A 20,192-nucleotide genomic window follows, 5' to 3' on the forward strand; every position below is an offset into this window, starting at 1 on the left:
GTCTAGGCTGGGCGCGTGGACAGCCGAGCGGTCGAGGTCGAGGAGTTGGCGCGCGCGGCCGCCGCCGGCGATCCCGCCGCGCTGCACGCCCTCCTGACCGTGCTTCGCCCGGACGTGCTGCGGATCTGTGCCCGGTTCCTGCCGAACCGTGAGGACGCCGAGGACGCCTGCCAGGACGCGCTGCTCGCGCTCACCCGGTCGATCGGCGGCTTCGAGGGCCGCTCGTCGTTCCGCACCTGGCTGTACGGCCTGACCGCCAACCGCGCCAGGTCGACCTACCAGCGGCTGCGCGGCCGCTTCCTGGCCGAGTCGGGCGGCGTGCCGCTGCCCGACCGCCCCGACCCCCGCAGAACCAGCGTGGTGGCCGGCACCCGCCTCGACCTGCTCGACGCGCTGGAGCGGCTCCGGCCCGACCTCGCCGAGGCGGTGGTCCTGCGGGACCTGCTCGACCTCAGCTACGCCGACATCGCCGCCCTGACGGCGGTGCCGGAGGGCACCGTGAAGTCCCGCATTCACCAGGGCCGTACGCAGCTGCGCGTACGCCTGCTGCCGGAACCGGAATGCACCGCCGGCTGACGGCGGGTGTCCTCGCCGCGTCGCTGGCCCTGGCGGGATGCGCGGCCGAGTCGCCGGTCTCACCGCTACCGACCGAGGCGGCACCCTCCGTCCCGGCACCGGCCGTGTCCATCAGCGTCCCACCGACCACGCCGGCCACGAGCACGCCGGCCACGCGGGCGCCGTCGCGCCGGTCGCCGGCCGCCACCCCGCGTACGAGCCGCACGTCCACGAAGCCGACGCCGTCGTGTGAGGGTGCGGTGGTGCACACCATCGACGCCGCCGCCGACGAGCTGTCGCTGATCCCCGCGATGTGCGTGGGTACCGGCGCGGTGCTGCGCATCGAGAACATCGGGCCGGGCGAGGTCACCATCGACTCACCGGACCTGGTCGCGCAGCACTACGAGGCCGGCGTCGTCGAGGTGCGCTTCGTGCGCAGGGGCACCGTCGTCGTGACGATCCCGCAGGGCGGCGACGCCTACGACATCACGGTCGTGGTCCGCTGATCAGCCCGAGCAGCGCGTCGATCTCCTGATCGGTCGTTCGTGCCTCGGGGGCGATCTGCACGTACATCAGGGCGTCGGGGCGAGCCCGGGCCGCCTCGATGATCACCGGCTTGGGGCCGGCGCAGGTGAAGCGGGCCACGACCCACTCGCCGTGCCGTACCGGTGCCGCCGTGCAGCTCGCGTGCGGGTGCTCCGCGACGAACCCGGCCGCCGTCGGGCGCGGCCCGGCGCTGTGCGGCAGCCCGATGAACGCGCCGGGCACACCCGGATCGGTCTGCCACCGCGACGGATCCGGGGAGATCACCAGGGCGGGTGCCAGGCGGCCGTCCCCGCCGGGACGCCCGGCCCAGCCGGACCCCGCGGCGCGCCACCCGGCGGGCAGCACCACCGTCAGCCGCCCGGTGCCGTCACTCGCCGTGCGCGGACCCTCGGGGAGCGCGGCCTCGGAGGGAACAAGAGCCAGGACCACGGCGGCCGCGGCGATGATCGTCGCGCGCCGGAGCGGGGTGAACCCGCCACCGGAGACGGCGCGGTCGAGCTCCGCCGCGAAGGCGGCCGCGTCCGGCGGGCGGTCCCGTGGGTTGCGCGCCGTCGACCGGCGCAGCAGCGCGGCGACACCCTTGGGTACGCCGGTGCCCAGCAGCCGGAGGCCGAGCCTGCCCAGCCCGTACACGTCGGCGCTGGTGTCCACCGCGGACAGCGGGTCGTCCTGCTCCGGTGCCATGTAGCCGGGTGTGCCGGCCCGCGCGGTCAGGCCCGACGCGGCCGCGAGCGCCTTCGCCAGCCCGAGGTCGGCGATCAGCACCCGCTCCCGCCGGAACAGGATGTTGCCCGGGGTCAGGTCGCGATGCACGATGCGGTGCCGGTGCAGCACGGCGACGCCCGCGGCGATCTCCCGCAGCACCCGCAGGGCCTCGGCGGGCGGCAGCTCACCCTGTTCGAGCCGGTCGCGCAGGCTGCCGCCCTCGGCGAACTCCATCACCGAGTACGGGCGGCCGTCCGGCAGTTCGCCGACGGCGTGCACCCGCACCACCCGTTCGTCGGCCAGCCGCCACAGCAGCCGGGCCTCCTGCTGGAAGCGTTCCCGTACGCGTAGATCATGTGACCAGTTGTCGGCCAGCACCTTGATCGCCACGTGGGCGTCCAGCGCCGGGTCGTGGCCGAGCCACACGGTGGCGAACGACCCGGCGCCGAGCAACCGTTCTATGCGGTACGCGCCGATCTGCCCCGGTCCGGTCATGGCTCGACCATAGACGCCGATCGGTAGGCCGCTAGCGGACCGCTACGACCGTCACCGAACGGGTGCTGTCCGCGTCCCGGGTGGCCGTGAAGACGACACTGGCCGGCCGGCGGAACTGACAGGCGTGGACACCGCCCTCGTAGTGACAGGTGACGGCGTCCGCGGGGGAGTACGCCAGCAGTCCGGGCCCGAGGTTGACCACCCGCAGCGTCGCGCCGATCCGCAGACACGGCGACCACCAGGGCATCTCCTCGGTGGTGTCGAGGTTCACCACGCCACCCGCGGGCGTGCAGGCCGTCGACGGCTGCCCGGGTACGGATGCGGGCACCCGGACGGCCAGCTCACGAGCGCCGAGGGTGAGGCGCACGGTGCCGGTGCGGATCAGCCGGCACTGGTAGGTGCCCGCCGCGTAGAAACAGTCGACGCCGGTGGCGGGCTTCGCGACCAGCGACCCGGGCCCGATGTTGACGACGCGCACGATCCCGCCGACCGCGATGCACAGCGGCGGCAGCGTGCCGGACTGCGCGGCGTCGACGGTGTGGACCACCGCACCCTTGCAGGCGGCGGCCCTGGCCGGGGCGGCGGTCGCCGGGGCGGCGGCGGTGGTACCGGTCAGCAGTAGCGTGAGTCCGAGCAGCACGGCGGTGCCGAGCCGGTGGCGATACGGTGAGATGCGCATGACGGCGTTCACTCCTTCTTCGTGGGGCTTACCTCTTGTCCGTCCCACCGCGCCCGGCTTTCGTTCACGGTCGCCCAAGACTTTCTCGAACAGAATCACCGTCGCCCGGATCGGCGATGACCACTACGCTGGGTGCTTTCTTGGACCGCGGATCCAGCCAGGAGTGTCGATGCCGGAGGAGCAGACGGGCGGAAACGACGCCGAGCCGACGCCCGAGAGCGAGGAGGCCGAGCAGGCGCCCCACGTCGGCTTTCTCCAGCGGCTGGAACGGCGCCCGGGGCTGCCCGGCGCGGTCGCGCTGTCCGCGTTCGCCGCGATCCTCGTCGGGGTGCTGGCCGCGGTGCCCGACTGGCGCGACATGGTCGGCGGCGACGATCCTCCTCCCGCCGCCGGGGCGACGATCTCCCCGGCCTCCGCGACACCGTCGCTGATCCCGTCGGACGGGCCGGCACTCAGCGCCATCGACCTGGTCGTCCGGGATCCGCAGAAGGCCGGTGAACCCGACGACGTGGAGGCGCCCAGGACACCGCCCTCGGTGGAGATCACCGTGCACAACCGCGGTACCCGGCGATCGGTGACCACCCGGATCGTCGCGACCGTCGAGGACTCGGCGGTGATCAAGCAGTGCGACGCACAGGGCAACACGGTCCCGGTGTCCGCGACCTACGACCTCGTCCTGCCGCCGCGGCCCGCCGGCGGCACCGCGTTTCAGGTTCCGGTCAGCCAGCAGCAGGGCCCGGACGAGGCGGACCGCTTCGCGGTGCGGGTCGGCACCTCCGAGCGGGATTCCCCCATGTCCCTTCACCTCTACCGGCTCCGGTTCGAGCTGGTGGCCGATGGGCAGCAGACCAAGGTGCCCGCCGGTACGGCCGTCGTGACGGTTCCGGAGACTCCGTCCGACAGCGACGCCTACTTCTGGAGCGAGAGATACGACAGCGGCCAGGTCGATATCAGCGACTTCTCCAACGCGGCGACCGCCACCGCGTGCATGAAGGCCAACAGCGCGGTCCTGGACAGGCTCATGTCCGAGGACGCCGAACTGTCGACCGAACTGGCCGAGGCCCAGGCGAAGCTGCGGCTCTGAGAGTCATCGAGGCCGGCGGCCGAGCAGCTCGCTCGCCTGCGCGGTGATGTCGGCGATCACCGACCCCGCGCCCTTCACCGAGTCGATCAGGCCGACGCCCTGGCCGCTGAGCAGCGCCATCTCCTCCAGATCGCCGGTGGTGAGGCCGCGCATCGGCACCAGGTTGGAGAACCGGCGCATCTCCACGTCCTGCCCGCCCAGGTTGGTGTGCCCGATGACCGGCCGCTCCGCGGCGTCCACCGGGCGGTCCTGCCACTGCTCGACGACCCGGTTGCGCAGCACGCGCATCGGGTTGAACAGCGGGGTCTCCGGCCCGAACAACGCCGTCCGGACGGTATCCGTGGCGTCCGCCTCGACCAGCCGGGACTTGTATCCGTCGTGCGCGCCGGACTCGTCGGTGGCCACCAGCCGGGTGCCGATCCAGGCGCCGTCGGCGCCCAGCATCAGCGCGGCGGCCAGGCCGCGCCCGTCGGCGATCCCGCCCGCGGCCAGCACCAGCGCCGGCGCCACCGCGTCGACGACCAGCGGAACGAGGGCGAACGTCGGCAGCGTCGCGAAGTTGTGCCCGCCGGCCTCAAGGCCCTGCGCCACGACGACGTCCACGCCGTCGTCGACCGCCCGTTTCGCGTCGTCGACCGAACCGACCTGCTCGAACACCCGGATCCCCGCCGCGTGCAGCTGATCGGTCCAGGCCCGCGGCGGATGTCCCCAGTGGAACGAGACGACCGCGACGCCGGCCTCGCACGCCGCGTCGATCTGCGCCTGCTCGGTGAAGACGGTGATGAAGTTGACGTTGAACGGTCCGGGGGTGCCGGCCCGGATGCCCGCGATGACCTGGGTCAGCGCGGGCGCCGGCAGCAGGCCGACACCCAGCGAGCCCAGCGCTCCGGCGTTGCTCACCGCGACGGCCAGGTCGGGGGTCATGCCGACGAACGCCATGCCGGCCTGCGCGATCGGCGTGCTCAGCCCGTACGCGTCGGTGAATCTGGTCCTCAGTGCCATGACCCGAGGATGTCGGATCCCGGTCGCACAAGTGTTGCCGCGCGTGCCAGCCGGGTTGCATTGCGGGCAACCGTCGGGCGGCGGACAGGAGGCGGCGATGACCGACCCGGTGCGGACGGCGAGGCACGCCTGCGGCCCGCTCGCCCTCGCGCTGGACCGCTCCCGCCGTACCCGTGCGCTCGCCGTGGCCGACATCGAGGAGCACCTGGCCGACGACGATCTCTGTCCGGCGGCCACCGCCCGCCGGCTCGGTATCTCGGTGCGCGGGCTGCACCGGCTGTTCGCGGGCCAGGAGCGGTCCTACAGCGCGACCGTGCGCCGGCTGCGGCTGGAGCAGACGCTGCGCGACCTGCGGGATCCCGCGCGCCGGCACCTGCGGGTCATCGACGTCGCCGCGGACGCCGGCTTCGCCGATGTGGCCGGCTACCACCGGGCGTTCCGCCGGGAGTTCGGCCGGACGCCGGCCCAGGTACGCGCCGGCGCCGGCCTCAGGAATCCGCGGTGACGCCGAAGGCGGAGGTGTCCACGACGCGGTCGGCGCGCTCGCGCGCCCGGTCGGCGCGGAAGAACGCGTCCTCCTCGCGCATCCACCGCGCCCACAGCGCCTCCGTGCCGGGGAAGCCGCTGTCCCGGGCCAGGCCGCGGGCCAGCCTCAGCTCCGCGGGCGCCTCCACCCAGACCGCGTAGGCCAGCCGGCCGATCGTGTCCCGGCGGGTGCAGGTGACGCCCTCGAGGATGACCGTCGGCGCCCACCGCTGGGTCTTCCAGCCACCGAGGCTGGATCCGTACCAGTCGGTCCAGTCCCTGGCCTGGTAGACCGCGTCCCGGCCGGCCAGGAGCGGGGACAGGACCTGCTCGTCGAAGCGCGGCCACCAGCCGTCGAAGCAGTCCCACGACACGAAGTCGTCGATCTCGATGACGGGCGCGCCCAGCAGCCCCGACAGCCGGGACGCGAGATGGCTCTTGCCGGTCCCGCTCGGGCCGTCGACCCCGACGATCCGGATGCCGTTGACCGGGTCCCGCTCGCGGACGCCCGCGGCTATCTGCTCGGCGAACATCCTTCATGTGTACGCCGGGGGCGCCACGTGGCGCCCCCGGCGTCCTCACCTCACTGGTACGGCAGGGTCACCGTGGAGAGCGCGCCCAGCGACACGGTGCTCGCCGCGGAGCCGATGGCGCTCCAGATCTCCACCTTGACGGTGCCGTTCGCCAGGTCGCCGAACGTACCCGTCGTGGTGACCTGTCCGACGGCGTCGGTGTACCGCTCCCACCCGGTGACCGGGTCGGTGGCGAAGTAGCGGTACGTCTCGACCCGGTCGAAGCTGCCGTTGCCGGTCAGGTCGTACGAGACGCGGACCTGGGTGGCGTTGCCGACCGAGGTGCCCGCGTCCACCGAGAAGCCGAACGCGGTCGCGGCGCCGGAGCGGTACGCGAGGTTGAGCCCGGTCGCGGTGAACGTGACCGGCGAGTGCGGCTGGTTGTCGTTGGCGCCGGACGCCTTGGCGACGGTCGCGGTGCCGGCCGTACCCGCGGCGCCCGCCAGCGCGCCGTCCGCCTGGAGGTACCGGACCGCGCCGCCGCCGGTCGGCGGGCCGGAGGTGGTCGGCGTCGGGGTGGGGGTTGTCGGCGTGGGTGTGGTCGGTGTCGGTGTCGGGGTGGTGGTCGTGGGTGTCGGCGTCGGGTTGATCCCGCCGCCGGTCGCGTTGCCGCCGGACCAGTTCACCGCGCCGCTGGCGACCGTCCGCCCGGCCGGCAGCGTCAGCACCTTGCCGTCGGAGAACGTCACCGTCAGCGCCGCGTTGGTGATGTTGGACGCGACGTACGTCTTGGCGCCGTTCTTGCTGAACACCCGGTACAGCGGATGGTTGGCGGTGACGGTGAGATCGGTCGTGCCGAGGGCGGCGAGGTTGCGGATCCAGTGGAACGTGTGCGCCCTGGTCTCGCCCTCCTCGGGGGTGTAGCCGCTGTTGGCCCGGAACTTGGCGAGCGCCGCGTCGCCGTCGCCGAGCGCCAGGTACTGCCAGGCGATGTCCTGCCACAGCGCCGGTTCGTGCCCGGCGTTGGTGACCATCTCGGCGTAGTTGCGCCTGACGTACGCGGGGTCGTTGCCCATGTAGAAGTGCCCGCCGGTGACCGGCAGCATGTTGATCCCGTGTATCTGCTCGGGCGCCGAGGCGAACCAGGTGGCGTACGCGCCGCCGTCACCCCAGACCATGCCGACGGTGCCGTGGCCGAACGCCGACGGGAAGTTCTCGTTCGTGGTGTCGAACCAGTACTCGTTGATGGCGGCCGACTGGGTCGTCCAGATGAAGATGCCGGCGTCGCGGATCGCGGTGTTGCCGGTCGCCTGCCCCCACTGGATCAGGCCGTTGGCGAAGTTCATCCCCTCCGACGAGGACTCCTGGTTGTTGCCGGCGAAGAACGCGCCGTGCCCGGCCGCCCAGTCGTGCCCGGCGTAGATGTCGAAGTCCCGCAGGTACGGGAACCGGTTGTCGCCGCGGTCGTAGTTGTTGGCGTCGCGGATCAGCAGGTCCACCATGCCGCCGTAGCTGGAGTTCGCCGCCCAGGACGGGTCGAACTTGGCGAGCGTCGCGGCGGCGGCGATGAAGTAGCCGTAGTGGAAGTGGTGGTCGTTGAGCTCGGCGTCGGAACCGTACGAGGCGGGGTAGCCGATGAGCGTGCCCCAGTTCCGGTCGTAGTAGAACAGCTTCTCCGTCTTGCCCTGCGTGGCGGTGAACCAGTCGGTCAGCCGGGCGCGGATGGCCGCGAGCGCGGTGTCGCGGACGTCGGTGCGGCCGAGCTGGTCGGCGATCTCCGCGATCCGGGCGCCGATGCCGAGCGCCTTGCCGGTCCAGTAGGTGTCGTTCTTCGTGACGTTTACCGGGTTGTCCTTGACCTGGTCGAGGTAGGCGTTGAGGGTCGTCAGGTCGGCGCCGGCGCTGTCGGCGACCGCGGGCACCTCGGGCAGCACGCCCTGGTAGACCGCGGAGGTGGTGTAGGACGTGGCGCCGACGAGGTTCTTCATGGCGCCGCGGGCGGTGACGTAGGTCTGCGCGATGGGCGTCGCGCCGGTCAGCGCCCGCCACTGGTGCGGGTACAGCCCGATGACGGTCCCGGTGCCGGAACCCTCGCGCGCGGTGGTGGTGTACGTGTACGTGGTGGCGACCCGGCTGGTGGCCTGGTTGTACGCGTACGACACCCGCGTGCCGGTGACGTGGTTGTGCGCGTACGTGCCGTAGCTGGTGGCCAGGGCGGTCTTGTCCGCGACGCTGGTGGCCGGCGTGGTCGGCAGCACCGCGATGGAGAAGTAGCCCTTGCCCGCCAGGGTGGAGGTGATGACGGTGCCGCTGACCGACCAGGTGGCGCCGCTCGGCGCGTACGCGACGTAGTCCTTGCCGGCGACCGAGTAGCCGATCCGCGCTCCGCTGTTGGACCAGACGGTCGGGGTGCTCTTCGCGGTGATCTGGGCGTTGCCGCCGGTGACCTGGAAGTACGCGAACGGCAGGCCGTGGCCGATGGTCGCCTTCATGGTCCGGGTGCCGTCGCTCCAGTACGGCGTCACGGTCCAGTCGGTCCAGGAGTCGACGAGGGTCCGCGGCGCGTTCAGCCCGGTCACCCCGGCGGTGAAGTCCTCGGAGTAGATGTAGTGGTACTCGCCGACGCCGGTGGCAGAGCCGCTGATCTGCGGCGTGGTGTTGTAGGAGAAGCCCAGCCCGCCCGAGGTGGTGTCGTAGCTGGTCGGGTGCGCGTGCAGGTTCTCGCTGTACGCGCAGTCGAACTTCTTGTAGACCAGCGACGACCACCAGTCGTTCGTCGGCACCGGGCCGGCCGGGGCGTTGGCGGTCATGAACTGGCGGGGGTTGGTGGCCAGGTCTCCGCAGCCGACCGGCAGGCCCGCGCCGGCCGGCAGGGTCTCGGTGTAGCTGCCCGCGCCGACGGTGGCCGCGTCGGCGGTGCCGCCGAGCGCCACCGCCCCGAGCCCGGCCGTGACGGCCGCGGTCACCGCGAGCGCGAGGGCCCGGCCGGGTTTTCTGCCAGATCTTGCACGTCCGACGACGGGTCCCATGACGCCTCCATTGACTCAGCCCGCTGTGATCACCTCCGTGAGAGCGCTCTCACGATGCTGAAACTGTAAATTTCGGCATCACGTTTCGTCAATGTTTCTAATTTCTTAACAAGCTGTTCCGGGGCCGGGTTTCACCCCTGGCGAAGGGTGTCCGGGCGCGGGCGCCGGTTCAGACTGGCGGTCATGGACTCGACCTATCCGTACCAGCCGGCCGGGGTCGTCGCCCGCGATCGGGGCCACACCCTGTTCGCGCAGACGATGGCCTACGTCGCGGGGACCACCGGCCTGTTCGCCCTCGGCGCGTACCTCGGCCGGAACCTCTCCAGCGGCATCGCCTTCGTCGCGTACCTCGTGGCGTTCGCCGCCCTGATCGCCATGCAGTTCACCGTCCGCAAGTCACGGCAGACGACGGTCGCGCTGCTGGCGGCGTTCGGCCTGCTGATGGGGGTCGCGCTCGCGCCGACGCTGGTCTACTACGCCAACACCGACCCGCAGGCGCTCTGGCAGGCCGGCGCCGCGACCGCGCTGTTCGTCGCGGCGTTCGGCGCGGCGGGATACGCCACCCGCCGCGACCTCACGGCGCTGGCGCGGGTGTGCTTCTGGGCGCTGGTGGCCCTGCTCGTCTTCGGCATCGTGCTGATCTTCGTGAACATCCCGTACGGGTCGCTCATCTACTCCGTGCTGGGCCTTGTGATCTTCGCCGGGTTCATCATGTTCGACTTCCAGCGGCTGCGGCGCTCCCGCGACGTCAACTCCGCGCCACTGCTGGCGGCGTCGATCTTCCTCGACATCCTCAACGTGTTCCTGTTCTTCCTGCGGATCTTCCGGGGCGGCAACCGCTGACGCCCGGACCGGCCCTCAGAACGTGACAGGCAGCGAGGCCAGCCGGTGGCCGATCGGCACGGTCGGCATCCAGTCCGGCGTCCGGTACGCGGGCCGCAGCCCGGGAAAGCGCCGGAGCAGGATCCGCAGGCACTCGTCGGTCTCCATCCGGGCGAGCGCGGCGCCCAGGCAGTAGTAGGTGCCCATGCCGAAGCTGAGCACCCGGCTGCGGGCGCGGGAGATGTCGAAGACGTCCGGGTCGGCGAAGACCTCCGGGTCGCGGTTGGCGGCCATCAGCGCGAGGTAGACGTGCCTGCCGGCCGGCACGGTGTGGCCGGCCAGCTCGACGGGCTCGGTGGTGACCCTGCCGATGACGCCGGCCGGGCCGTCGCAGCGCAGCATCTCCTCGACGGCGAGCGGCGTCAGGTCCGGATCGGCCCGGAGCCGGGCCAGCTGGTCCGGGTTCTCGAACAGCAGCACCAGTCCGTTGGCGATCAGGTTCGCGGTGGTCTCGTGCCCGGCGAACAGCAGCAGCACGCAGTTGGCCACCGCCTCGTCCTCGGTGACCAGGCCCGCGGCCTCGGCCGCCATGAAGGCGCTCAGCACGTCCTCGCCGGGTGTGCGGCGGCGTTCGGCCGCGATGACCCGCAGATAGTCGTGCATCTCGAGCATGCTCCGCTGCGCCTGGCGCAGCTGCGCGACGTCGTCGCTGCCGAAGACCGGCAGGATGTCGCGCGACCACGCCTGCAGCTGCTCGCGGTCCGTGACCGGCATGCCGAGCAGCTCGGCGATCACGTTCGCGGGCAGCGGGTACGCCAGGTCGCTCACCACGTCCATCCGGCCCTTGGGCGCGACGGCGTCGAGGAGCTCGTTGGTGAACTCGCGCACCCGTGGCCGCAGCCGGTCGACCATCGCCGGGGTGAAGTAGCGCTTGAGCAGCTGCTGGAAGCGGACGTGGTCGGCCGGGACGGTGTGGCCCATCCACATCTCGATGGACCGGCGCACCGGTGCCAGCTCCTCCTGCTCCGCGGGCGTCAGGCGTTGCAGGACCCGGGCCATGTTGGCGCTGTCCATCCGCCTGTCCCGCAGGGCGGCGTTGATGTCCGCGTACCGGGTGAGCAGGTAGGCGTCGAGCTGTGGCAGCCACGAGAGTGGACTCTCGGCGCGGACCCGGTGCAGGAAGCCGTCGGGGTTGGCGATCGCCTCGGGGGTGAACAGATCGTATTCCCGCACTGTCGCCGCGTGGTCGCTCATGGTGGCGATTCTGGCAAATCTAGTGATCACCATCTATGCCTGAATCGGCGGTGAGTGGCAACTCCCAGCTCAGCGCTCAGCCGACGCAGGACCGGTATGCCTGGCCGTACTTCGCGTCCTTCGCCGCGTCGGCGCTGGCCACGTAGGGCTTTCCGCCGAATCCGTAGCCCGCGGCCGCGCCGGTCGTCGCGTCCACCTGGTACAGGCGGCGGCCGTCGGTGCACTCGAACGCGCTCACGTACCGGACCTGCCCGCCGGGACCCGTGCAGCCGGCCTGCGCCGTGCCCTCGTCGACCACCTTGCCCGGCTGGAAGACCTCCGCGCAGGCCGTCGTCGCGGCCTTGCCCGCCGGTGCCCCGCCGCCGGCGAGGTTCAGGTCGAGCGTCACGCCGTGGTTGGCGCAGGCGGTCTGCAGGCCGGTGGTGTGCGTGGCGAGGGGGCCGAGGTAGGCCAGGGCGCCGGCGCCCGGGTCCTTGCCGAGCTTCTGGATCTGCGACACCAGGTCGATCAGGGACGTGCCGTGCTCCCGGATGTCGTCGTACCGGGACTCCTCGAACTGTGCCCGCGCCGTGGCGTACTCGGCGCCGGTCATCGGCGCCGCGGCGCCGCCCTGCACGGCGTCGGCGTGCTCGCGCATCGCGTTGCAGGCGGCGACGCCGGGGTCCTCCTTGATCACCCGGTCGTACGCGAACCACCCACCGGCGGCAACCAGAACGACGGCCAGCGCGCCGCCGATCAAGATCCAGCGCCCGCGGCGCTGCGCCGGCGGCGCCGGCTGGGTCTCGGTCTCGGTCACGATGGGCGTGCTCATGGGCAGTCCTTCCAGGTGGGCTCGGGCCGCATCGCAGTCTGAACACAGAATGATGATCTAGCAAAAATCCGCATTCGTCCTACCCGGACGGATTACCCCCAACGGCGTAGAGCGCGTGAACCTGAACGACTTCCGGGTGTTCGGCCGGCCGGAGGAACACCTCACGTGGACTGTTCGTAGCGCTGCTTCCTGCGCCCGACGAGGTCGCCCACCTCGGTCCGGGACGACACGCCGAGCTTGCGCAGGATGTTGGAGACGTGCACGGCGGCGGTCTTCGGCGAGATGTAGAGGCGCCGGGCCAGCTCCGTGTTCGTCAGCCCGTCGCTGATCAGCACCGCCACCTCCCGCTCGCGGGGCGTCAGCGCGGCCGGCCCGGTGACCGCCGGAGGCGCGTCGACCGGGGCCATGCCCAGCCGGGCGCGGACCCCGGCGAGCTGGGCCACCCGCCAGCCGCGCCACTCGGCCAGCAGGTCCGCGGCGGCCTCCACCTGCGCGGCGGCCTCCTCGCGCCGGTCGCCGGCGAGCAGGCAGCGGGCGGCGCCGACGCGCACGGTGCCGCGGTTCGCCGGACCGAGGATGTGCGCCTCGGCGACGGACAGGTAGCCCGCGAGGGCCTCGGCGTGCCGGCCGCGCGCCTCCGCGAGCTGGGCGTCGACAAGCGTCCGGTACGCGTCCCACACGTCGGCGTCGAGCAGCGTGGCGGCCAGCAGGTCGAGCCGGTCCGCCGGCAGGCCGAGCTCCAGCGCGGCGGAGACCAGGTCGTGCGCCTGTTCGCCGCTGCGCCAGGCCTCCCCGGCCAGGGCCGCGACGAGTTCGTCGAGGGTCTGCTCGGCGCGCGGGAGGTCGCCGCGGCGGCAGGCGAGATGGAACGCGAGGCCGGGGATCGTGGCCGGCGGGTTGTCGGGCAGCGCCGTCAGGTCGGCGATGAGACCCTCGACCCGGTCCAGCTCGCCGGCCTCGAGGTAGAGCCCGGCGAGGAAGACGCCGTGATAGTCGGCCCAGCGGCCCACCCGCCGGTAGCCGCGGTCCTGCTCGCGCCCCTCCTCGAGGGCCGCGATCGCGGCACCGAGGTCGCCGGCCCGCAGCGCGAGCCGGGCCCGGCCCTGGAAGTACGAGGCTACCGCGAGCGACTCGAAGCCGGCCCGCTCGGCGTCGACCCGCATGCGTTCCAGGGTCTCGGCGTGCTCGGCCGGCGACGTGGGTGGCTCGCCCTGCACCAGGTCCTTGAGGGCGCGCGCGGCCAGGACCCACTCGCCCGCCTTCTCGGCCTCGTCGACGAGGGCGGACAGGATCTCCCGGCCGGCGGCGGCGGTCTGCGGGCGTTCCGTGAGCGTCGCGCCCTTCTCCATCAGCGCGGCCCGGCGTACCGCCGGCAGGTCGAACTCGTCGGCCAGCGCCAGCGCGCGGTCGGACCAGAGCAGGGCGGCGTCGAGGTCGTCGCGCAGGTACGCCGACTGCGCGATCGCGGTGATCGCCCGCGCCTGGTCGGCGCCGGGCGGTAGCCGCGCGATCAGCGTCTCGATGTCGCGGGTCAGTGCACCCATCTCGTCGGTGTCGCGGGACTCCCAGGCGAGGCGGACCAGCAGGTACAGCGACTCGGCCCGGTCGGTCGTCCCGGCGGCGAGGTCCCGCCAGCGCCGGGCGTGACGCCGGGCGTCGTCGAGCAGCCCGGCCAGCCACGCCGCCCGGGCGGCGGCGGCGAGCAGGCCGGCGTCCTCGGGTGCCTCGTCGAGGCCCATCTCCGCCAGTTGCAGGGCCTGGTAGGCGGAGCCGATGGAGAGGTAGAGCTCGGTGCCGCGGCGGGCCGCGGCGACCATGTCGTCGTAGCGGCCGGCGCCGCGGGCGTGGTGCGCCACCATGGCCGGGTCGGACGAGCCGCCGCTCAGGAGCACGTCGAGCGCGGTCTCGTGCAGCCGGCGGCGCTGCCGGCCGAGCATCTGGTCGGCGATCGCCTCGCGCACCAGCGCGTGCCGGAACGCGAACTCGTCCTCGCCGGACTCGACGAGGACACCGCGGGTGACCAGGTCTCGCAGCACGGCGATGAGCTCGTCCTCGCCCGCGCCGGTCACCGCGGCGAGCAGGTCGAACGGTATCCGGTGGCCGAGCACGGTCGCCGCCTCGACGACGCGGTGGCTGAGCGGGTCGAGGTCGTCGACCTGGCGGCGCAGCACGTCGGCCAGGCTCCACGGCAGCGGCTGCTCGACGAGCGCCTCCACGTCGTAGCCGGGCGAGGCGCGCAGCAGCTCCTCCAGGAAGAACGGGTTGCCGCCGGTGCGGTGGTGCAGGGACGCCGCGGCCCGCGGCGGCGCGGGCGCGCCGGTGACCGCCGCCAGCAACGCCGCGGTCTGCGCGGGCGTGAGGCGATCCAGGCACAGGTGGGTGACGGCGTGCCGGCGCTCCAGCCGGGCCAGCAGCCCGGCCACCGGATTGCGCCGGGTCACCTCGCCCTGCCGGTAGGTCCCGATGAGCAGCCGCGGCCCGCGCTGGTCGGCGATCCGCTCGAACAGCGCGGCGCTCTCCGAGTCGGCCCAGTGCAGGTCGTCGAAGACGATGACCGCGGGCGCGTCGCCGATCAGGTCGTCCAGGACGGCGAGACCGGTGTGCAGCCGCTCGACCGGGCTGCGGCTCGGGTCGGCGAGCGCCGCCAACTGCTCCTCGTCGACCTCCGGCCGGCCGTCGATGGCGTCCAGGAGCACCTCGTACGGCCGGGACAGCGAACCGGGCTCGGCCTGCCCGATCAGCTTGACGGTCCCCGCCGGCACCGCCGCCAGCAGCTCGTGCACCAGCCGGGTCTTCCCGATGCCCGGCTCGCCCGCGATGATCGCGACCGCGGGCTCCCGTGCCGTGGCGAGCCGCACCAGCCGGCGCAGCTCGCCGTCCCGCCCGATCATCACCGGGCTGGCACCGCCACGGATGGTTCGCACGACGCCAGGGTACCGGTGGGGTGTCCGCGCACCGCCCGGGCCTTGCGGGTTCGGCGGGCCGCGCGGGCGAGTGCGAGCAGGCGGCCCCGGTCGGCCTCGGCGATCAGCTCACGGTGCCGGGCGTTCGACAGAACCAGGGTCATGTCCGGGTGCATGTACATCGTTCTCTCCTTCGTCAACCGCTGATGGATCAATCCTCGGTCGACAAGGGAGCCGCCACATCGGAAGCGTTTACCTATGTTCACCGGCCCCGGGGTTCAGCCCGGGCGGCACGCGGCCTAGGTATACCTAGGCCGGTCCGTCGGTGCGGATGCGGGCGTGCAGGTGCATGTCGTGGCGGCCGTCGGAGTGGACGGCGTCGCTGCGTTTGGTGCCTTCCAGCCGGAAGCCGCACTGGGCGGCGACGCGGCAGGAGGCGTCGTTGCGGGTCGAGTGGTCCAGTTGCAGGCGGTGGAAGCCGGCCTCGCCCAGTGCCCAGCCGCTCATCGCCGTCAGCGCGCGGGAGGCGACGCCCGCGCCCCGGGCCGCGGGGAGCACCCAGTACGCGCACCCGGCGACGCCGTCGTCGAGGTTCAGCCCGCCCAGGGCGACGCGCCCCAGCACCTCGCCGCCGTCTCGGGTCACCGCCCAGTGCGCGCCCGTCTCCCGCGCCCAGGCCTCGCGGTAGTGGTCGAACCACTCGCGCACCTGCTCCTCGGACGCGGGCCGGCGGGTGTGCCAGTGCCGGATCTCGGGATCGGAGTAGGCGGCGAGGAAGACCGCCGCGTCGCGGGCCGACCAGGGCCGCAGGAGCAGGCCGCCGGGCGCGGAGATGACCGGCTGGGCGCGGGCCGAGAGCGCGCCGGCCACGATGGCGGGCGGCGTGGAGAGGTGGTATCTCACCGCCGGTCGTCCGCGATCCGGGTCGCGGTCTGCGTGACGCCCTCCTGGCGCAGCTCCATGAGCTCGAGCCGGAAGCCGATCTCCAGGTCGAGGCCGGGATGCCGGTAGCGGCCGCCTTCGAGGGGCAGCAGGACGACCGGCGGCCGGCCCGCGGCGGTGAGGGTGAGCCCGTCGTCGGTGGCCGTGACGTCCAGGGGGAAGTCGTCGCGGAGCAGGTAGCGGCCCGTCACGTCGTCCGGCGGCGTGGCGGCCTCGGCGGTGGCGTACTCGCGGTCGGCGGTGGTGAGGATGGCGGTCAGCACCTCGCGGGTGTCCTCGGAGTTGGTCATCACGGCGACCGCGGCGCCGGTGTCGGGCCAGGCGAACGAGAAGCAGGTGTAGCCGACGTTCTCGCCGGTGTGGCCGAACTTGCGGTGGCCGGGTGTGTCGTGGAGCTCGGTGCCCAGGCCGTAGCTGCCGCCGGGTAGCTGTGGCGTCAGCATCTGGGTGGCGAGGTCCCGGCCGAGCAGCGCGGACTCTCCGGCGGCGGCGCGGGCGAGCTCGAGTTCGAGCCGGAGCAGGTCGGCGGGCGTGCTCCACAGGCCGCCGCCGGCCATCTCCGGCAGGGTCTGCCAGCCGCCGGGGACGGGGGTGCCGGCGCGGTGATGGCCCGCGGCGACCGAGCCCGGCCGCCGGTGCGGAAAGCCTTGGTCGTAGCTGCTGTCGCGCATGGCGAGGGGCTCCAGCACCAGCGTGCGCATGAGGTCGTCGAACGCCGCGCCGGTCACGTCGACCATCAGCCGCTGCAACACGGCGTAGTGGCTGCCCGAGTAGCGGAACCGGCTGCCCGGCAGCAGGGCGGCCCGCACCGGCGGCGTGTTCGCCGGCGCCGCGCCCCGCAGGGTCTGCGACAGCGACGGGGTGGGTTCGTCCGGGCCGTAGCCGCGGAACCAGTTGTAGGTCAGTCCGGCGGTGTGCGCCAGGAGCTGGCGCGGCGTGACGGTCACGCCGGCCGGCAGGCGCCAGGCGGTCAGGTAGTCGTGGATGTCGGCGTCCAGGTCCAGCACGCCGTCGGCGACCAGCCGCAACGCGCCGAACGCGGCGACGTGTTTGCTGATCGAGCAGGCCTGGAACGCGGTGTCGCCGCGCACCGGCACGGGCGCCGCGCCGCCGGTGGTGCCGTAGCCGGCCGCCCAGGACCGGCCGTCCAGGTCGGCGACCGCGATGCCGGCGCCCGGTATCCGGTAGGTGTCCATCAGCTCCGGCAGGCTCGCCACGTCCGGCGACGGCAGGCCGGACGCGCCGTGCCGGTCGAGGCGGTCCAGCAGTCCGGGCCAGCGCAGGGCCGGTTCCTCGTCCTTCATGGACGACGAGTCTTCCCGACGGTCCCGCCGCGCACCACCTCCATCGGCGGCGGCTCAGCCGGCCAGGGCGTCGACCAGGCGGCGGGCGGAACCCGCGAGGTTCCACCGCTCGGCCAGCGCCAGCAGCGCGTCGCCGTCGCGGGGCGCGGCCGGCAGGGTCGCGTCGAAGGGCGGCAGCGGCACGTCCAGCGCGACCCGGCACACCGGCAGGGCGGCCGTCAGGTAGTCGCGGGCACCGTCCAGCTTGATGCGCAGGCCCGGCGCGAACCCGGCGTCCTTGTCGTCGAGCGCGGCCAGGATCTCCTCGACGCCGCCGTAGCGCGCGATCAGGCGGGCCGCGGTCTTCTCGCCGACGCCGGGCACGCCCGGCAGGCCGTCGCTCGGGTCGCCCCGCATCGCGGCGAAGTCCGCATACCACCGGGGCGGCACGCCGTATTTGGCCTGGACCGCCGCGTCGTCGCTGTCCTCGAGCTTGGCGACCCCGCGCCCGCAGTAGAGCAGCCGCGTGCCGCGCGCGTCGTCGACCAGCTGGAACAGGTCGCGGTCGCCCGAGACGACCTCGACCGGGGCGGCCTGGGTGGCGGCGAGCGTGCCCAGCACATCGTCGGCCTCGTAGCCGGCCACCCCGAACGCCGGGATGCCCACCGCGGCGAGCACCTCGAGCAGGACCGGGACCTGCTTCTCCAGGGCCGCGGGCACCTCCTCGACGGCGCCGTGCGCGACGCGGTGCCGCTTGTAGGACGGGACGAGCGCGACCCGCCAGGCCGGCCGCCAGTCGGCGTCGAGGGCGCAGACCAGCCGGTCGGGCCGGCGGGTCCGGACCAGCTGGGCGATCATGTCGAGGAAGCCGCGGATCGCGTTGACCGGCTCGCCGGCGGAGGTCCGCGCGGCGGACTCGGGGATCCCGTGGAACGCACGGAAATACAGGCTGGGCGCGTCGACGGCCAGCAGGGGTCGCTCAGTCACGCACCAAACCTAGTCGCGCGGTGTGACACTTTGCGCGAGCCTGGCTCGGTGGGACGACGTCTGATCATCAACTGCGACGACTTCGGCATGTACCCGGCGGTCAACGCGGGCGTGCTGAGCGCCCTCGAGGAGGGCATCGCGAGCTCGTGCAGCCTGATGCCGCCGTGCCCGGCCGCGCTCGAGGCGATGTCGCTGCTGCGGGACCGCCCGCACCTGCCGTTCGGCATACACCTGACCCTGTTCTGCGACACGCCGGCGTACCGCTGGGGCCCGCTGACCGCGCGGGCCCGGGTGCCGTCGCTGCTCGACGGCGCGGGGGAGTTCTTCGCTCCGGACCGGGTGCCGGCGCTGCTCGCGCAGGCCCGCGCCGAGGAGGTCGCCGTCGAGTTCCGGGCACAGATCCGGGCGGTGCTCGACGCGGGGCTCAGCCCGACGCACCTGGACTGGCACTGCCTGGCCGACGGCGGCCGCGAGGACCTCTTCGAGGTGACCCTGGCGCTCGCCGGCGAGCACGGCCTGGGCGTCCGCGCCTGGCTCGGCCCGGCCCGGCGGCGCCTGCGGCGCCTGGGCCGCCCGGTCACCGACCACGACTTCCTGGACAGCTTCCGGCTCGACCCCGAGACCAAGTTCCTCCGGTACGCCGAACTGCTGCGCGCGCTGCCCGAGGGCACCAGCGAGTGGGCCGTGCACCCGGGCCTGGCCGACGACGAAGCGCGCCGGATCGACCCGGGCTGGCGGGTTCGCGCCACCGACCATGATTTCCTGACATCTCCGGAAGCGGCCGCGCTGCTGGCCGCGGAGGACATCACCCTTGTCGATCATCGCTCGATAGTTACCGGTGGGGGAGACGACCGTCCTAACGTTCGTTAAGCTGAAGGGGTGACGGTCGAGCGGATCCTGCCAACGGACGAGGCGTACGAGTTGCTGGGCCTGACCCGGGAGATCGCCGCCGGCGAGCTCGCACCCCGGGTGGCCCGCTTCGAGGAGCGGGGCGAGTTCCCCCGCGAGGTGCTGCGCACCCTGGGCGGCGCCGGGCTGCTCGGCCTGCCCTACGCCGAGGCGGACGGCGGCGCCGGCCAGCCCTACGAGGTCTATCTCCAGGTCCTGGAGATCCTCGCGGGCTCGTGGCTGGCCATCGCCGAGGCGGTCAGCGTGCACACCCTCTCCTGCTTCCCGACCGCCGCGTACGGCGGCGAGCGGCAGCGCAAGTCGCTGCCTGACATGCTCGGCGGCGACCTGCTCGGCGCCTACTGCCTCTCCGAGCCCCAGGGCGGCTCGGACGCCGCCGCCCTGACCACCCGGGCCGTGCGTGACGGCGAGGACTGGGTCGTCACCGGCACCAAGGCGTGGATCACCCACGGCGGGCAGGCCGACTTCTACAACATCTTCTGCCGCACGGGCGGCCCCGGCGCCGCCGGCATCTCCTGCGTGGTCGCCGACGCCGCCACGCCCGGGATCCTGCCGCAGACGCCCGAGCGCACGATGGGCCTGCGCTCCTCGGCGCCGGCGCAGATGGTCTTCGACGGCGTCCGGGTACCGGCCGACTGCCTGGTCGGCGAGGAGGGCTCCGGCTTCCGGATCGCCATGCAGGCGCTGGACGCGGGCCGGCTCGGCATCGCCGCCTGCGCGGTCGGGCTCGCGCAAGCCGCGGTCGACTACGCCGCCGGGTACGCCCGGGAGCGCGAGCAGTTCGGCCGGGCGATCGGCGAGTTCCAGGGCATCGGCTTCATGCTCGCCGACATGGCCACCCAGGTGTCCGCGGCCCGCGCCCTGATGCTGGCCGCCGCCCGCCTCAAGGACGCCGGGCGCCCGTTCTCCATCGAGGCCGCCAAGGCCAAGCTCTTCGCCACCGACGTCGCCATGCGGGTGACCACCGACGCGATCCAGGTGCTCGGCGGGGCCGGATACGTCAGCGACCACCCGGTCGAGCGCTGGTTCCGCGAGGCCAAGGTGCTCCAGATCGTCGAGGGCACCAACCAGATTCAGCGCCTGGTCATCAGCCGATCGCTGATCCGGGGCTGAAACCGGGTCGGTGCCGGGGCCGCGCGCCCGGTAAGT

Annotated in this window: 19 protein-coding genes; 7 read left to right on the forward strand and 12 right to left on the reverse strand. The window is 73.2% G+C overall.

Translation table 11 applies throughout. The features are described 5' to 3' along the window. Window positions 1–15: 15 nt before the first annotated feature. A complete protein-coding gene (locus BJ971_RS18770) occupies window positions 16–576 on the forward strand; it encodes an RNA polymerase sigma factor (protein ID WP_184994545.1) in 561 nt (186 codons plus the stop codon). Continuing rightward, window positions 561–1,061 (forward strand): hypothetical protein, encoded by a 501-nt coding sequence (locus BJ971_RS18775; protein ID WP_184994546.1) that lies wholly within the window; start codon window positions 561–563, stop codon window positions 1,059–1,061. Before BJ971_RS18770 ends, BJ971_RS18775 begins: the two co-directional genes overlap by 16 nt. Here the strand turns inward: BJ971_RS18775 and BJ971_RS18780 are convergent. Then, entirely contained in the window at window positions 1,042–2,301 is a 1,260-nt protein-coding gene (locus BJ971_RS18780; RefSeq protein ID WP_184994547.1) for a serine/threonine-protein kinase, read from the reverse strand. The two genes, BJ971_RS18775 and BJ971_RS18780, sit on opposite strands and share 20 nt — an antisense overlap. A 31-nt stretch (window positions 2,302–2,332) precedes the next feature. Continuing rightward, window positions 2,333–2,980, reverse strand: coding sequence for a hypothetical protein (locus tag BJ971_RS18785; RefSeq protein ID WP_184994548.1), 648 nt, complete (start codon window positions 2,978–2,980; stop codon window positions 2,333–2,335). Window positions 2,981–3,149: 169 nt separating this feature from the next. On the opposite strand from BJ971_RS18785, the gene BJ971_RS18790 reads away from it, so the two are divergent. After that, entirely contained in the window at window positions 3,150–4,064 is a 915-nt protein-coding gene (locus tag BJ971_RS18790) for a hypothetical protein (RefSeq protein WP_184994549.1), read from the forward strand. Between the two features lie 3 nt (window positions 4,065–4,067). Here BJ971_RS18790 and BJ971_RS18795 read toward each other — a convergent pair whose 3' ends face one another. Then, the gene (locus BJ971_RS18795) at window positions 4,068–5,066 is read right to left on the reverse strand and encodes an NAD(P)H-dependent flavin oxidoreductase (protein WP_184994550.1); all 999 of its coding nucleotides are present in this window, start codon (window positions 5,064–5,066) and stop codon (window positions 4,068–4,070) included. 97 nt (window positions 5,067–5,163) lie between these two features. Here BJ971_RS18795 and BJ971_RS18800 point away from each other — a divergent pair, with 97 nt between their 5' ends. After that, complete coding sequence (locus tag BJ971_RS18800) at window positions 5,164–5,571, forward strand: helix-turn-helix domain-containing protein (protein WP_184994551.1); 408 nt, start codon at window positions 5,164–5,166, stop codon at window positions 5,569–5,571. Here BJ971_RS18800 and BJ971_RS18805 read toward each other — a convergent pair. Together BJ971_RS18805 and BJ971_RS18810 are read right to left on the reverse strand one after the other, a co-directional pair. Further along, window positions 5,555–6,124 carry a uridine kinase family protein gene (locus BJ971_RS18805; RefSeq protein ID WP_184994552.1) on the reverse strand — a complete coding sequence of 190 codons (570 nt, stop codon included), beginning with the start codon at window positions 6,122–6,124 and terminating at the stop codon, window positions 5,555–5,557. The genes BJ971_RS18800 and BJ971_RS18805 overlap by 17 nt on opposite strands. A gap of 50 nt (window positions 6,125–6,174) precedes the next feature. Beyond that, complete coding sequence (locus BJ971_RS18810; protein ID WP_184994553.1) at window positions 6,175–9,132, reverse strand: glycosyl hydrolase; 2,958 nt, start codon at window positions 9,130–9,132, stop codon at window positions 6,175–6,177. 183 nt (window positions 9,133–9,315) lie between these two features. On the opposite strand from BJ971_RS18810, the gene BJ971_RS18815 reads away from it, so the two are divergent. Further along, window positions 9,316–9,975 (forward strand): Bax inhibitor-1/YccA family protein, encoded by a 660-nt coding sequence (locus BJ971_RS18815; protein WP_184994554.1) that lies wholly within the window; start codon window positions 9,316–9,318, stop codon window positions 9,973–9,975. 15 nt (window positions 9,976–9,990) lie between these two features. On the opposite strand, the gene BJ971_RS18820 is transcribed toward BJ971_RS18815, so the two are convergent. The 7 genes from BJ971_RS18820 to BJ971_RS18850 all read right to left on the reverse strand — a co-directional run bounded on the left by BJ971_RS18820 (window position 9,991) and on the right by BJ971_RS18850 (window position 18,134). Further along, window positions 9,991–11,208: a cytochrome P450 gene (locus BJ971_RS18820; protein ID WP_203709155.1), complete on the reverse strand. Its 1,218-nt coding sequence runs from the start codon at window positions 11,206–11,208 to the stop codon at window positions 9,991–9,993. A gap of 76 nt (window positions 11,209–11,284) precedes the next feature. Beyond that, window positions 11,285–12,019 (reverse strand): flagellar basal body-associated FliL family protein, encoded by a 735-nt coding sequence (locus tag BJ971_RS18825; RefSeq protein ID WP_184994556.1) that lies wholly within the window; start codon window positions 12,017–12,019, stop codon window positions 11,285–11,287. A gap of 161 nt (window positions 12,020–12,180) precedes the next feature. Then, on the reverse strand, window positions 12,181–14,943 hold the full coding sequence (locus BJ971_RS18830) for an ATP-binding protein (RefSeq protein WP_239087235.1): 2,763 nt from the start codon (window positions 14,941–14,943) through the stop codon (window positions 12,181–12,183). Beyond that, window positions 14,910–15,104, reverse strand: coding sequence for a hypothetical protein (locus tag BJ971_RS18835; RefSeq protein WP_184994557.1), 195 nt, complete (start codon window positions 15,102–15,104; stop codon window positions 14,910–14,912). The genes BJ971_RS18830 and BJ971_RS18835 overlap by 34 nt, the downstream gene beginning before the upstream one ends. A gap of 127 nt (window positions 15,105–15,231) precedes the next feature. Continuing rightward, on the reverse strand, window positions 15,232–15,825 hold the full coding sequence (locus BJ971_RS18840; protein WP_184994558.1) for a GNAT family N-acetyltransferase: 594 nt from the start codon (window positions 15,823–15,825) through the stop codon (window positions 15,232–15,234). Continuing rightward, window positions 15,822–17,168, reverse strand: a complete 1,347-nt coding sequence (locus tag BJ971_RS18845; RefSeq protein WP_184994559.1) for a serine hydrolase domain-containing protein — start codon at window positions 17,166–17,168, stop codon at window positions 15,822–15,824. The genes BJ971_RS18840 and BJ971_RS18845 overlap by 4 nt, the downstream gene beginning before the upstream one ends. A gap of 54 nt (window positions 17,169–17,222) precedes the next feature. Continuing rightward, window positions 17,223–18,134, reverse strand: coding sequence for a 5'-3' exonuclease (locus BJ971_RS18850; protein ID WP_184994560.1), 912 nt, complete (start codon window positions 18,132–18,134; stop codon window positions 17,223–17,225). 48 nt (window positions 18,135–18,182) lie between these two features. Here BJ971_RS18850 and BJ971_RS18855 point away from each other — a divergent pair, with 48 nt between their 5' ends. Both BJ971_RS18855 and BJ971_RS18860 read left to right on the forward strand, forming a co-directional pair. After that, entirely contained in the window at window positions 18,183–19,004 is an 822-nt protein-coding gene (locus BJ971_RS18855; RefSeq protein ID WP_203709156.1) for a polysaccharide deacetylase family protein, read from the forward strand. Window positions 19,005–19,013: 9 nt separating this feature from the next. Continuing rightward, window positions 19,014–20,156, forward strand: coding sequence for an acyl-CoA dehydrogenase family protein (locus tag BJ971_RS18860; RefSeq protein ID WP_184994561.1), 1,143 nt, complete (start codon window positions 19,014–19,016; stop codon window positions 20,154–20,156). The last annotated feature ends 36 nt before the right edge of the window (window positions 20,157–20,192 follow it).

This window comes from Amorphoplanes digitatis, assembly GCF_014205335.1.
In the GTDB taxonomy this organism is placed as follows: domain Bacteria; phylum Actinomycetota; class Actinomycetes; order Mycobacteriales; family Micromonosporaceae; genus Actinoplanes; species Actinoplanes digitatus.